The 13,806-nt window shown below is 48.4% G+C and carries 12 protein-coding genes; 9 read left to right on the top strand and 3 right to left on the bottom strand.

Going from position 1 to position 13,806, the window contains the following annotated elements; translation table 11 throughout:
* Position 1: 1 nt before the first annotated feature.
* Positions 2-802 (top strand): PKD domain-containing protein, encoded by an 801-nt coding sequence (locus HRU79_01915; protein QOJ25468.1) that lies wholly within the window; start codon positions 2-4, stop codon positions 800-802.
* 442 nt (positions 803-1,244) lie between these two features.
* Here the strand turns inward: HRU79_01915 and HRU79_01910 are convergent, their stop codons facing one another.
* On the bottom strand, positions 1,245-1,850 hold the full coding sequence (locus HRU79_01910) for a transglutaminase domain-containing protein (GenBank protein ID QOJ25467.1): 606 nt from the start codon (positions 1,848-1,850) through the stop codon (positions 1,245-1,247).
* 162 nt (positions 1,851-2,012) lie between these two features.
* Here HRU79_01910 and HRU79_01905 point away from each other — a divergent pair, with 162 nt between their 5' ends.
* Genes HRU79_01905 through HRU79_01895 form a run of 3 tightly spaced genes read left to right on the top strand, consistent with a single transcriptional unit; the run spans position 2,013 to position 4,648 of the window.
* Positions 2,013-2,771, top strand: coding sequence for a DUF2249 domain-containing protein (locus HRU79_01905; protein QOJ25466.1), 759 nt, complete (start codon positions 2,013-2,015; stop codon positions 2,769-2,771).
* Positions 2,771-3,751, top strand: coding sequence for a lipoate--protein ligase (locus HRU79_01900; GenBank protein QOJ25465.1), 981 nt, complete (start codon positions 2,771-2,773; stop codon positions 3,749-3,751). The genes HRU79_01905 and HRU79_01900 overlap by 1 nt, the downstream gene beginning before the upstream one ends.
* 51 nt (positions 3,752-3,802) lie before the next feature.
* Complete coding sequence (locus tag HRU79_01895) at positions 3,803-4,648, top strand: isocitrate lyase/phosphoenolpyruvate mutase family protein (GenBank protein ID QOJ25464.1); 846 nt, start codon at positions 3,803-3,805, stop codon at positions 4,646-4,648.
* Between the two features lie 25 nt (positions 4,649-4,673).
* Here the strand turns inward: HRU79_01895 and HRU79_01890 are convergent, their stop codons facing one another.
* Together HRU79_01890 and HRU79_01885 are read right to left on the bottom strand one after the other, a co-directional pair.
* Positions 4,674-5,060, bottom strand: a complete 387-nt coding sequence (locus tag HRU79_01890) for a DUF302 domain-containing protein (protein QOJ25463.1) — start codon at positions 5,058-5,060, stop codon at positions 4,674-4,676.
* 355 nt (positions 5,061-5,415) lie between these two features.
* Entirely contained in the window at positions 5,416-7,251 is a 1,836-nt protein-coding gene (locus HRU79_01885; protein ID QOJ25462.1) for a hypothetical protein, read from the bottom strand.
* A gap of 126 nt (positions 7,252-7,377) precedes the next feature.
* Between HRU79_01885 and alaS the strand changes: the two genes are divergently transcribed.
* The 5 genes from alaS to HRU79_01860 all read left to right on the top strand — a co-directional run bounded on the left by alaS (position 7,378) and on the right by HRU79_01860 (position 13,764).
* Positions 7,378-10,041 carry an alanine--tRNA ligase gene (gene alaS, locus HRU79_01880; protein QOJ25461.1) on the top strand — a complete coding sequence of 888 codons (2,664 nt, stop codon included), beginning with the start codon at positions 7,378-7,380 and terminating at the stop codon, positions 10,039-10,041.
* A gap of 58 nt (positions 10,042-10,099) precedes the next feature.
* Complete coding sequence (locus HRU79_01875; protein ID QOJ25460.1) at positions 10,100-10,483, top strand: DUF3127 domain-containing protein; 384 nt, start codon at positions 10,100-10,102, stop codon at positions 10,481-10,483.
* A gap of 242 nt (positions 10,484-10,725) precedes the next feature.
* Positions 10,726-11,463: a hypothetical protein gene (locus tag HRU79_01870; GenBank protein ID QOJ25459.1), complete on the top strand. Its 738-nt coding sequence runs from the start codon at positions 10,726-10,728 to the stop codon at positions 11,461-11,463.
* Positions 11,464-11,500: 37 nt separating this feature from the next.
* The gene (locus HRU79_01865; protein QOJ25458.1) at positions 11,501-11,827 is read left to right on the top strand and encodes a multidrug efflux SMR transporter; all 327 of its coding nucleotides are present in this window, start codon (positions 11,501-11,503) and stop codon (positions 11,825-11,827) included.
* 158 nt (positions 11,828-11,985) lie between these two features.
* Positions 11,986-13,764, top strand: a complete 1,779-nt coding sequence (locus HRU79_01860; protein ID QOJ25457.1) for a hypothetical protein — start codon at positions 11,986-11,988, stop codon at positions 13,762-13,764.
* The last annotated feature ends 42 nt before the right edge of the window (positions 13,765-13,806 follow it).

Raw genomic sequence — 13,806 nt, 5'->3', positions numbered from 1 at the left:
CATGGACAGTCTGCTAACACTACGCTATACCATGGCTGCCGAGCGAACCGGCGGCGTGCTATGTCCGGTAGGCCCGGTATGGCGTCGGCTGCGCACTACCAATCCTGAAATCGAACTCTACCAGCCTGACAATAGTCATCCAAGTATGGCCGGTACCCTTGCCTCTGCTTACTCGTTTTACAGCGTCTTCTTCAAAGATGATGTTATGAATCTTGAGATTACTACGCCGGTTTTGCCCGAACAGGCCGTTGCAATTCGCAACGCCGTCCAGGAAGTAGTTGCAGATAGTTTATCGGCAGCCTACCGTTATGATAAGGTATTGCGTGCAGACTTTATTGGTGACAGTGGTAAGACCTCGACAGATACAGTACACTTTACCAATTTGTCAAGGCATGCCTCTGGCTATGTGTGGGATTTTGGTGATGGAACAACCGATACTGCTGCTAGTGTTGCACACATCTTTCCGTCAGCCGGCGAGTACACAGTCTGTTTAACAGCCTACAACAGTTGCGATACTGCCAAAATCTGCCAAACCGTGATTATTGGAGTTTCGTCGGTGGACGAAGCACATTCTAGGCAACTTGCGGGTTATCCCAATCCGTGTAGCAACGTGTGTTATATCCCGTCAGTTGCCAGCGGCACACCGTACCGTATTATAAATGCACTTGGTGTAGAGCAGCTTCGGCAGACGACGTCTGGCAGTACAGGTATTGTTGTTTCACACCTTGCACCGGGTTTATATTTTGTTATGATTGAACAACCGGACGGACAAAAGCAGGTAATACCGTTTTCGAAATGGTAATGAGTTTTAGATAACTCTAACCCGGAACGTAGAAATCATCATGCGTGAAGATAGTTGGAAAACAATGGTGTTCGTAGCACAAGTGCTTAACCCAATGCGAAACCCGTTCTGGATGCACCGGTTGTTGAAATTGATATCTCCGCTTCCATCAGCATACTGGGGAACGAAACTGAATGGAGAGAGTCAGATCATAACGTGAGTTCTGTGTAGACGTGAGAGCACTCCGAAGTGTACCGATAGCAATGCAAACCGGTGCTGAGTCGGAAACTCATACGGCACGGGCGGCATTATGTGTGCAGGCTCTGGAAAGAATGGCTGATTTCACTTGCGATAGACGGTACCCCAATGCTGCAAAACGCCAAATGATGGCACTCCGGTCAGAAGTCCTCACGGCCCCGAAAGGTCACACCGAATCGGTGTTTCTGCTAATGCTTTCTGTAGGTTAAACGTGGTCAGGCCGGTTAAAAAACAACTCGTCGCAGTTAGCAGAATCCCGCATCGCTTCGATGACTGACTGAAGCGGCCGTGCGAAAATTTGTGGATAATCTACCTCACCATACTCTGGCCGGATAGGGTAGGCAAGCTGCTCAGTTTCAGTTGAGAACTGTGAATTAACGCCAGGCTTATTACCCCGCGGGTCAACCCTGAACCAACCGGTTTCGGGTAGGTACATGGCGTTGAGCCCATGCAGGGCATGGCCCGATTCAACGGTTCCTTTTCGGAGTACTCTCTGATAACAAAAACCGGCGGGAATCCCCATACCGCGAAGGACGCTTGCCAAAACATGCGACTTTGCAAAACATATCCCGTCACGATGGATAATTGCATCCTCGGCGCTAATTGTTATTCTGCTGCTCTTGGTATCGAACGAATGTCGAATCTCGTCACGAGCATATTCAAACGCCAGTCGGGCTCTGTCGTAATCGGTTGAAGCCTTCTGCGTAATCGTGTGTATTGTTGCCTGAACACCGGGAGTGCTAAACTCAATAATACCCGGGATTTCCGTCAGATAGTCACTGAGATTCGAAGAGTCGGGCTGAAGAATCATGCTGTGCCTTTGTTGTGTATGGTGTGCTGATGCCAGAAGCAACTGGCTCGTAACGCTCCAAACTTACGGAATACATGAAACCGTCTTTCCCGGCTTCCACACGTTAAGTTTGTACACACAATTCAGTAGATATTGTTTCACCAATTAAATAAATGTAGTATTATGGAAGAAATTCGTAATAGTGATGGCGAATTAGACGTTCGCACCCTTGTGCCGATAAAGCGACATGAGCTTCTCATTAAACTGTTTAACGATTTACCTGCCGGCGAGAGTTTTGTTTTTATTAATGATCACGACCCCAAGCCGCTTTACTATGAATTCCGATCGATTTACGGTGATGTTGTAGGATGGGAATATCTAAACCGTGGTGGTAGGGAATGGAAGGTACAGGTGACACGGACAGAAGATTCACAGAGCCGAGAATTCGTTGGCATCTCTACGTTACTTGATCTTCGGAAGGCAGACAAGAGCGACTGGCGTCAGATCGTGTTTCACCGCTATGGCATGATGGAACAAGATACAACCATGGAGCTGATTTCACCAGAAGATCCTGTAGATATTCACGGCATCTTTATCATGAAGTTCGAAGGTGAGCATTCATGGATTTACAAGAAAAAAGAGCCCAATGAATATGTTGTCCATATCACCAAGAAATCAAAGAGCGGAATGGGTGATACAGGATATTCGGTCGTAAATGAGTTTGATATTCGGCCGTACCCGCCAACGGAACGACATGAAATGTTCTACAAAGCCTTTGCAGATATTAAAACAGGTGAGGCATTTGATTTTATCAACGATCATGATCCCAAGCCCCTTTACTATCAGATGGAAGCAGAAAGCAAGGAGCCGTTCCGGTGGGAATACCTTGAAAAAGGACCGGATGTATGGAAAGTGCGGGTGATAAAGGTGAAAGAACTGTAATGCTGTGCATTTACCATGAGTCAACAGACCCTTACTTTAACGTTGCCACCGATGAGTATATCCTGAAACACCTGAACGAAGACTGTTTTATGCTCTGGCGTAATGATAATGCCATTATCGTTGGGCATTACCAGAATACGCTTGCTGAAATCAACTACGACTACGTTAAGGAACATAACATTGCAGTTGTGCGCAGACTATCGGGCGGTGGTGCCGTTTACCACGACCTGGGTAATCTGAACTTTTCGTTTACACAGGCTGGAACAGATACTAACCTTGCTGACTTTCGGAAGTTTACCCGACCGATTATTGATGTTATCCGGCAGCTTGGCGCTGATGCCCGTTTCGAGGGTAAGAACGACATAATGATTGACGGACAGAAAATTGCAGGGAATGCAGCCCATATTTATCGGAGTAAAATACTGCACCATGGTTGTTTGCTGTTCGCTTCCGAGATACGGAGCGTTACCGAGGCACTTCGCATTAATCCTGTAAAGTATGTTGACAAAGCAGTAAAATCAGTTCCCAAGCGTATTACCAACATTTCCGATCATCTTCCCTCGCCGATAAGCATTGAGGAGTTCACCCGGAAAATCATGAAATACGTCCTGGAAACATATCCGGGTGCAAGACTGTACGAGTTTACCGATGAAGACAAGGAAAAAATAAAGAAACTTAGAGATGAGAAGTACGCCACGTACGAATGGAACTACGGAAAGTCACCAAAGTACAATTTCAAGAAAGCTATTCGAACAGCAGGAGGTTTGCTTGAGATGAATCTGGATGTACACGACGGCATCATAAAAGGGGCTAAGATTTACGGTGACTTCTTCTCGGAACTTGGCGTGGAAGATTTGGAGCACTTGCTTACAGGTGTACGCCACGCCGAAGATGAACTGCGATCTGTTTTAAACAGCATTAATCTTGAGCGTTACCTTCATGCCGTTACAGCTGACAATGTTATCCAGGCAATGTTTTAAAGCCAGTGTTCGATTCCAACCCATACAGTCATATTTACTAAAAAGCACGTTATGGTAGTGAACGCTGATTATGCCGATTTTGCCGCCAGGGCTGAGAAGTTTCGTGGCATGCACTACTCAGGGGAAACGCTGTTGCTTCCGAATGCGTGGGACTGTGTTTCTGCACGACTCTTTGAACATGCCGGGTTTCCTGCTGTGGCTACCACAAGTGCGGGGGTGGCATGGGCGCGCGGGTATGCCGATGGAGAGCACATCCCGGCCGAGGTGATGCTTGATGCAGTCAGTCGCATTGCAGCGGTTACCAACGTGCCGGTCACCGCTGATATCGAGGGAGGATATTATCGGAATGATCCTGCTGCATTTGCCGGCTTTATTACTGCGCTTATTCGCAATGGTATCGTTGGTATTAATCTAGAGGATGGATATAACCATACTGAAAACCTTAATTCTATTTCACAACACAGCAATCTTATTGCACAGGTTCGTGCTATCGGTACCGAGCTGGGTGTCCCGATTGTGATTAATGCCCGCACCGATGCCATGGTCCTCTCTGTTAGTGTTCAGGACAGAGTTGCAATTGCTGTTGAACGGGCATCCGCGTATGCTGAAGCGGGTGCTGACTGCATTTTTATACCGTTTGTACCCGATATAACTGTTGTTGAACAGCTCCGACAACACATATCTCATCCCATAAACATTCTAATTACTGCATCTCTGGATTTTGCTGAGCTGCAACGAATCGGGATCAATCGGGTGAGTACCGGGTCACGTCCGCACATGGCAGTGTTGAGCTACCTTAGGCGCCTTGCATCGGAACTGCGGCATCATTCGGACCCCGGGATACTGTTATCAGCAGACGTAACTTATCAGGAACTCAACAGCCTGTTTTTAATGTAGATGTTGCTGCGTGTGGCCGAGCCCCTTACACTCTATCGATAACGCGCTGCAGTTTTTGCTGTACCTCTGTTGCTATTGAGCCCAGCGTACTGTTGTCAACACCCTTCATTGATGCCACCGGATCGACTGCTGAAATTTCAGTGCCACCGTCTGTAGTTTGCTGAAGAATCACATTGCATGGCAACATTGCGCCAATGTTTGGTTCTGCGGTGAGTGCCTGGTACGCAAAGGATGGATTGCAGGCACCCAGGATGAGGTATGGACGGAAGTCAACGTCGAGTTTATTCTTCAGCGTTTGCTGAACATCGATTTCCGTCAGTACTCCAAAGCCTTCTGTCTTCAGAGCCTCGGTGACTTTTTCGCGTGCTTCAGTCATGGTGTAATTGGTGACCTTGGTGAAGTAGTAATTCATATCGAACCTCGTACGTAATCATTAAGAAAAATCGTCGGACTGGCAGGTCCATGCTGTAATGGTTACGCAACATACCCAACTTTATCACACTGCACTGTGATGGTAGTTACCAAAATACCAGCTATGCCGGTACAATAATTTCCGGAGTGTGCGGTAGCGTCAGACCATGTGGCTGCGAATGACCGGATTACGGATCTCCTGTGCAAAGCATGGGGTGGTTAGCTGCCAATTGCTGCTATGACTATGGCTTAATCTGAATACGTGAACGACCATTTGTAGTGAGCATCACCATTTCTCCGATGATACCGGGCTACAAAACCGGCGGAGTGCATGAGAGCAGGAATTGGTGCATCTGTTATTCGCGAATCCCGTACAGAACCAACTTGCGAAACTTCAGCTGAGACTCTGTTGGCGAGGCTGACTCCTTGATAACGTTGTATTGCATAACCAGCCGGTTTGTAGGTTTTGCTGTTTTTTCGATAACATGTCCGTCACGTTGAACAGTTACCGTCAGTGGATCTGTAGTTGTAGCCCGCCAGAGTCTCCGTGCGTTCCACAGCGAAGCCTCATTGATCGTTCTGCCATTAACCTTCATTAGGATATCGCCGGTCTTAAATCCAAACACATTGGTACTGTCGGCAATCAGATAAATAGTATCTGCTACGGAAGCATCGCGGTCAATGTGTATCCCGAAGCCAAGGGCAGAGTCTTGTGTGGAGTCAGCAAATTCCCATCCAATCAGTGGCAGGTACTGTGCAAACGGAAGTGAATGTGCACCACCAACGTAGGTTTCAAGGTATGACTGCACGGTGGGTGTTGTGAGTGTTCCGATATCGGCAAAGAGCGAGTCATCATCAAACGGAGCAGCTTTCCCATACTTGCCCATCAGTCCGTACACAAGCTCCAGAACACCCATTTTCTCGTTTGTTTCAGAGCGCAGCAGGATGTCGAGTAGCAAGGCATTCGCAGGACCTATCTGATAAATCACCGGGTAAATTTTCTGATTATCGTGAAGAAGCACATTTTTCGAAAATGACGTCAGAGAAAACGTGTCCGGAACAAAGGCAGCGCTGCGGGCGCCCCGCTGGATTGCCTGAAGAAAATCTTTTTCGGTAGATGTTCTGCCACGCAGCCCTGCCTGATTGGCAAAATACTCGGTCACACCTTCGTACAGCCACAAGTGCTTGCTCATTGCCGGAAACCGGAAGTTAAAACGACCGATCTCCTTGCTGTGTAGATGTAAGGGGACAAGAATGTGTAAAAACTCATGTGCAGCGATCTCTTCATAGCCTTTCGGGTGAGTGGAGTAAAACAGGAAGTACATGCTGGAAGTGTTATGTTCCAGAGCACCAACCGAATACTTTGTGCGTTTAACGTTCACTGTGTCCTTATCCCACAGATATACTAAAAAAGTGTATCTGTTTACCGGCATTGACGGCAGGAAATCGGCGACGGCATCGGTGGCTCGTTTGAACCCCTTTGCAAATGCTGGTGCTAGTGGCTTACCGTTTGGGGTACCACATACGGCAACTAAAATCTGTGCACCACCGCTCTGATAAGTGGCGGTGTCTGCCCTGCACAGTAATGCCGGACCATCCACCAGGGCATCGTAGGTGGGAGCGGTATAGACATCAAAATCATAGCCCCTTTCCAGAACCTGTAGGGCCGTAAATGTTGCGATCTCGGGTGAGCGCTCAACTCTAACGGTGTATGGCCTGGTTTGTTTGCCATCTACATATCCCACCACGCCACCGTGGTTAAGGACAAAAACTGTATCGCCCTGAAAGCTTGTTCCAGCCGGTTGAAAAATGTTTACCCGTGAATCCAGATCGTCGAACGAATCATCAAGCCGATACGACACTCTGACGGTTTGCCGGGGAATCACAAACTGCGAGTCGGCAGAACGTGAGGTTGGGAGGGGGCTTCCGGAAGCGTCGAATGCTCTAAAATTGTGTACAAGGCGCCACCACAAGTGCTCTTCGTAGGTGCCAGGGACGGTGACCGGGAATACAAACACGCTGGTGTCCGACGTTAGTTCAGGCAGCTCGATGCTGACGCCGATTCTGTCGTCGAAGTCGGATGAAGCAGCTATCAGAACCCGATATTCATCGGCCTTTACCGTGGACCAGGTAAAACTTAGTACCGCTCCGAATACAAACAGGACAGGCACAACCGCCCTTACTCTACTCATACATGCAACTTACGGAGGAAAACAGTTTGGTGTCGGAGGGCAGGGTGGCGGTGGCTCGTACTTTTGTACCAACGTTTTTTGTACTTCATCGTTCCGACATTACCAATTCTGTTCTGAATGCCAACTATGACCTGTTCAGAGATACGCTCATCGTTCCTGGAGTTTTTCGCACAACGCGGACATACCATCGTGCCATCGGCGCCCGTGATTCCCCACGGTGATGCCACGCTCCTGTTTACCAACGCCGGAATGAATCAGTTTAAGGATGTGTTTCTTGGGACAGGCTCCAGACCATATACCAGGGCTGCTGATACCCAGAAGTGTATCCGTGTAAGTGGTAAACATAATGACCTTGAGGAGGTTGGACGCGATACCTATCACCATACGTTCTTTGAAATGTTGGGGAACTGGAGCTTTGGAGACTATTTTAAAGAAGAGGCAATTGAGTGGAGCTTTGAGCTGCTAACCACGGTATGGGGGCTTGACAAAACACGATTGCATGCCACCGTGTATCGTACTGATGACGAGAGCTATGAGATATGGAAAAAATTTCTTCCGGAGTCGCACATCCACAGATTCGATGAGAAGGATAATTTCTGGGAAATGGGTGACACCGGTCCGTGTGGCCCCTGTACCGAGATCCACTATGACTATACGCCGGACTGCAGTGGCGGTCCGCTGGTTAATGCCGGTGATGCCCGTGTGATCGAAATCTGGAACAACGTGTTCATTCAGTATAACCGCAAGGCTGACGGGACGTTGGAAGAACTTCCTTCAAAACACGTTGATACCGGAATGGGACTCGAACGCATAGCTGCACTCCTGCAGGGCGTTGGCAGTAATTATGATATCGACATCTTCCGCAGCATTATTGCCCATACCGAGAAGCTCAGCGGAAAGGGTTACCGGCAAGAACTTGATCATCCCGACGGCATTGCGATGCGAGTGATTGCCGACCATATTCGTACACTCAGTTTTGCAATTGCCGATGGTGCAATACCGGGGAATGAGGGAAGGGGCTATGTGTTACGCCGAATTCTCCGCAGAGCCGCACGTTACGCTGGAAATCTGGGCTTTACTGAGCCTGTGTTGTGGAAGCATGTTGAGGTACTCTGTTCCGTGATGGGCAGTGCATTCCCGGAATTGCAGCGTCAGCAAGAACTCATAACAAAAATTATTAAAGCAGAAGAAGAACAATTCCTGGTAACGCTGGATAATGGCAGAAACGAATTACTGCTGGCCTGGCAAAATCTTGTTGCAGTTTCTCTGCCGGATGGCCAGAGCCTGGTACCCGGACAATCAATTATCCCGGATAGTCCCATTGAGGTTGCCGGAGCCGATGGGAAAATCCACCGTTACGACAATGCTGTCCGGCTTGCTGATTATTTGCAATCGCCGGTACTCTCGGGTGCCGTTGCCTTTAAGCTGTATGACACGTATGGGTTCCCGATTGACCTTACCGAACTCATTGCTGCCGAAGAATACGGTCTTACCGTAAATAAGGAGCACTTCACCGAGCTGCTGAACGAACAGCGTACCAGGTCCCGTGCTGCCCGGAAATTGCACGTGAACGAAGTGAAGGCCGAGAATCTGGGCGTTCAGTCGCGATTTGTTGGCTATAACCACTACGTCTGCGAAAGCCCCCTGCTCTACATTTCAGAAAATGAAGTTGTGGTGGAAGAAACGCCATTCTATGTTGAAATGGGCGGTCAGGTTTCAGATATCGGTACACTTACCGTTGGTGGTACATCCTACGATGTTGACGACGTGCGCAAAGTTGGCGATGCCATTGTGCACCTGTGTGAAACGGTGGTGGACGCAGCCGTCGGACACGTAGCCCGCGTGGAAGTGAATGTTCCGCGTCGCAGGGATATCCAGCGTGAACACAGCGCCACACACCTCCTTCACGAAGCTCTCAGGCGGGTGCTTGGCAGTCACGTTCAGCAGAGCGGGTCACTGGTAGCTCCTGACCATCTCCGGTTTGACTTCTCGCACTATGAGCGGCTGCACACAGATCAGCTTACCGCAATCGAGTCAATGGTAAACGACTATATATTCAAGAACATCAGTGTCAGTACTGAAGAGCTTGCAATAGAGAAAGCCCAAACCATACCAAACGTGAAAATGTTCTTTGGTGATAAGTACGGAAGTACCGTCAGGGTTGTTACGATTGATCCCGATTTCTCGGTTGAGTTTTGTGGTGGAACACATGTACAGACAACTGGCGAGATCGGACTGTTCAAGATTGTGGGCGAAGAAAGTGTTGCTGCCGGAGTTCGGCGTATCGAAGCCATAGTAGGAACCAGCATCCCGGCGTGGATAACCAGGCAGACTCTGCAGCTAACCGCAATGGAGGAAGAGCATGTGCAGCTGACCGAAAAAATCCGTCAGCTTGAAAAGGATCTGCTTGCTGTACGGACGGGCAGGCTGAAGCAGCAGATCCCTCAGCTCGTGCAACAGGCCAGTGTGGCAGGGGATCTGCGCATTGTTGCTGCTCAAATTCAAGCCGAATCGGCTGAGCAGCTTAAAGACGTAGCCGACGAACTGCGGCTTGCACTGAAACACAACGGGGTTGGACTGCTGGCATCCGTTACCGGTGATAAGGTGCAGCTGGTCTGCGTGGTTACAGATGACCGTACCGGGCAGTATTCGGCAGGAAGTCTGGTTGGAAGGGTTGCCAAGGAACTTGGCGGAGGCGGAGGCGGCAAACCTCACATGGCAACCGCGGGAGCACGAAATACCGCAGGTTTGAGCCAGGCGTTGACAGCATTTGTGTCACAGTTTTCATAGTTTACGGTACTGTTACAAATAAGCAATCTATTCTCTCATCTACAATTGTTAAAGCACCATGGCAAACGCATTTGATATCACCGGAACGATCCAGGCAATCATGGATACCACGCAGGTAACGGACACCTTTAAAAAGCGGGAATTCGTTCTTGAAATTGCCGACGGGAATTACCCGCAGTCAATCAAATTCCAGGTAACTCAGGATAGAACAGCCCTCCTGGATAATTATAAACTTGGCAACCAGGTGAAGGTCACCTTTAATCTGAAAGGGAGACAGTTTCAGCGGAAGGACGGAACAGTCGACTACTGGCTTAACCTGGAATGTTGGCGAATCGAATCCGTTCAGGCAGGCGGTCCCGACACAGGAACCACAGATTATTCTCAGATTCAGCCGGCAGTTGCAGGTAATATCTCTGACGACTTGGAAGACCTTCCATTCTAAACGGACCCCGTACCACGTGCTCTTATGGTACCCGTGACCGGGACATGGGATAGTGCGTCCGGCTCCGCACAGTGTACCAGTATACGGCTGCCACTGAAAGGTATCCGATACCTGCAAGGCTGATGCTTGAATGTCTGTACGGACAGGGGCCACACAATGGTTGATACGGTCAATCCAACCCGGCACGGACCGGTAGGTCATGATTTATGAAGTCGGCATGTTTTTTCTGAAAAGGACGTAGCGTGAAATCTCAACAGCAGGTAACAGTAGGGCAATGGTTATTCAGGTGGCGGAGTTACCTGCCGCTGGCTTTTGTTGTTCTAATCGTGTCGGCAGTTCTGGTGTACACGCCGCCGTTTCTTTCTGATTCTGCAGTTTTGGCCTGGGAGCTTAGTTGCTTTCTGATATCAATGCTTGGCCTGGCGATACGCTGTTACACGGTTGGATTTGTTCCGGAGGGAACATCAGGCAGAAATACTGACACCCAGATAGCCAACAGTTTAAATACTGACGGGATGTACTCAATTGTCCGCAACCCCCTCTACCTTGGTAACTACGTAATGATATTAGGCGTAATGATGTTCTTTGGACTGTGGTGGGTTCCGGTTGTTTACACCATTGTTTTCTGGTGGTACTATCGCCTGATTGTTGCCGCCGAAGAAGCCTTCCTGCAAGACACCTATGGCGCTGAATACCAGGATTACACCCGGCGCGTACCAGCCTTTATCCCCAAACCAGGCAATTGGAAAGCCGCATCACTGAGTTTTTCGTTTCGCACCGTTCTCCGACGTGAATACTCAGGCTTCTTTGGAGTTATCGCAGCCTTTACCATTGTTGAAGTAGCTACAAAATCTGTTTTTCACAAACACCTTTCCGCCAGTCCCGTCTGGATTGCGGTTTTTTGTACTGGCGTCATTGTCTACGTTACGTTACGGACACTGAAAAAAAAATCCCGTGTACTCCACGTCTATGGCAGGTAGTACTCGACGTGACTTTTTTTGAAAGGGGCTTGGGTTTATGAATTGGCTTTACCTGATTATTGGCGGTCTCTTTGAAGTAGTATTTGCCTCTTGTCTGGGCAAGGCCAAGGAAACCTCCGGACCCGAGATGTACTGGTGGTATGGTGCATTTCTGGTTTCACTCGCAATCAGCATGCTCCTGTTACTTAAGGCAGTTCAGACTCTCCCGATTGGGACAGCGTATGCCGTGTGGACAGGGATTGGCGCAATTGGAACAACGGTGATGGGAATTGTTTTTTTTAAAGACCCAACCGACTTTTGGCGCCTGTTCTTCTTGTTCACACTCATAGCCTCTATTGTGGGGTTAAAATACTTCTCACCGTAGCACAATTTGCACATAAATTCCGGTTGCCAGTTGCTAATCAGCTAACTTTGAACTGGTTTTGTACTCTGTAATTTTAAATTGATCGAATTTGTAGTGAGAATACGGCACAATGTATCTGTTCTGCAGAGGTCAATGTTTTCTACCCGATAGTAATAATCATGATAAATCGTCCGGCGCACACCTTTCATATCCCGGTTCTTGGCTTAAGCTTCAGCATAGATACACCCGTTAAAGTTGCACGGTATGGCATATCCTCAGTTGTCTCGATTATTGACGATGAGCTGATTGAAGATATGCGCCGATATCACTCCGAGCAGAACAATCTGGAGTTTACTCCAATTTCCGAGAAAGAGCCTGATTACCGTGCCCGACGGATTACCGCCTACCTGAATTTACTGCAGGAGCTTGTAGACATGCAGGTAGCCCAGCTCCGCGCCATGGAGTTTACACCGGGTACAGATCTGTGGAAGTATTTTGAACTGCTGCCAGAAACCTCTGCCGACAAACAGTTGTTTCACCAAATGCTACACGAAACCAATAGTGAGCAGCAAGCTGCAATGAAGCAACAGTTACGGGCATTGATTAAACCGGGTGCTGTTGACGTGAACATCATGGCCAAGGTGGATAATCCGAGGTACGATAAGGCAGGAAATCAGCTGCCTGACGAATTTTCGGATGCGCTTTCGTCGCTCCGGGGCTTTGCTCAAAGCAACCTTTCATCGTCTCTTGTGATTTCTGCAGGATACAATCCGCGTTTGTTCAGTTATGCCGAGCAGTTCGATGACTTTTTCCCCGACGAAAACGGTACACTTCGAAAGACGATTATATTAAAAGTTAGCGATTACAGATCAGCCTTGGTACAGGGTAAAATTCTGGCTAAGAAAGGAATCTGGGTTTCTGAATACCGAATTGAATCAGGGCTTAACTGCGGGGGACATGCCTTTGCTACCGAAGGTGTACTGATGGGACCCATCCTGGAAGAGTTTAAGCAAAAACGTAGTGAGCTTCATGCTGAACTCCTTTCACTATGCAACAGTAAGCTCCAGGAGAAAGGAAAACACTGTTTTACGGCTCCTCCGCAACAACGCATATCTGCCCAGGGTGGCATTGGTACCGCTGAAGAGAACAACTTTCTGCTTGAGTATTATGGTTTGGATGGTACAGGCTGGGGAAGCCCGTTCTTGCTTGTACCAGAAGCAACCAATCTTGATGAAACAACCCTTCATGACCTGGCAGCAGCACAGAAAGAAGATTTCTACCTGAGTAATTCTTCCCCCCTGGGAGTTCCGTTTAACAATTTCCGCCGGACAAGTTCAGAAGCCCAGCGCAAGATGCGAATTCAGAAAGGGCGCCCTGGAAGCCCGTGCTATAAGAACTACCTTCGTAGTAATACCGAGTTTACTGACAAAATCATTTGCACATCGTCACGACAGTACCAGAACTACAAAATCAAGCAGCTCGAAAGCATGAATCTGCCGGCAGACGAGTTTGAAAAACAAGTTAATGCCTTGCAGGAGAAAGACTGTCTGTGCGAGGGCCTCACAGCTTCGGTCCGGGTGAAGAACTCAATGAAGCTGTCCCATAATATGTCTGCCGTAGCAGTTTGTCCGGGGCCCAACCTTGCATATTTTTCAGGCGTGTTCTCCTTAAAAGAAATGGTGCACCACATATACGGTCAGCTTCAGCTGACGAATAAACTCGAACGTCCGCACATGTTTGTTAACGAATTGCAGCTCTATATTGACTACCTGAAAACACAAATCCAGGAGAGTAAGGCAGCTGTAGAAGAAAAGCAGAAGAAATGTTTTTCAAAGTTTAAAGCAAACCTCCACTCAGGAATTGAATATTACTCCAAACTCTTGCCAACGTTGCCGCACAATGCCTTTAACATGGTTCAGTTGTCAGCCCTAAAACTTCAGCTTGCAGGCATTGAATAACGAAACCTGTGTCAGCCCACTGACCGGTCAAAAAAAAAATCG

This window comes from Ignavibacteria bacterium, from assembly GCA_015709655.1.
GTDB lineage: Bacteria > Bacteroidota > Ignavibacteria > Kapaibacteriales > Kapaibacteriaceae > OLB6.
Note: the sequence above shows the minus strand (reverse complement) of the source record. Positions and strands in the feature narration are given on the sequence as shown.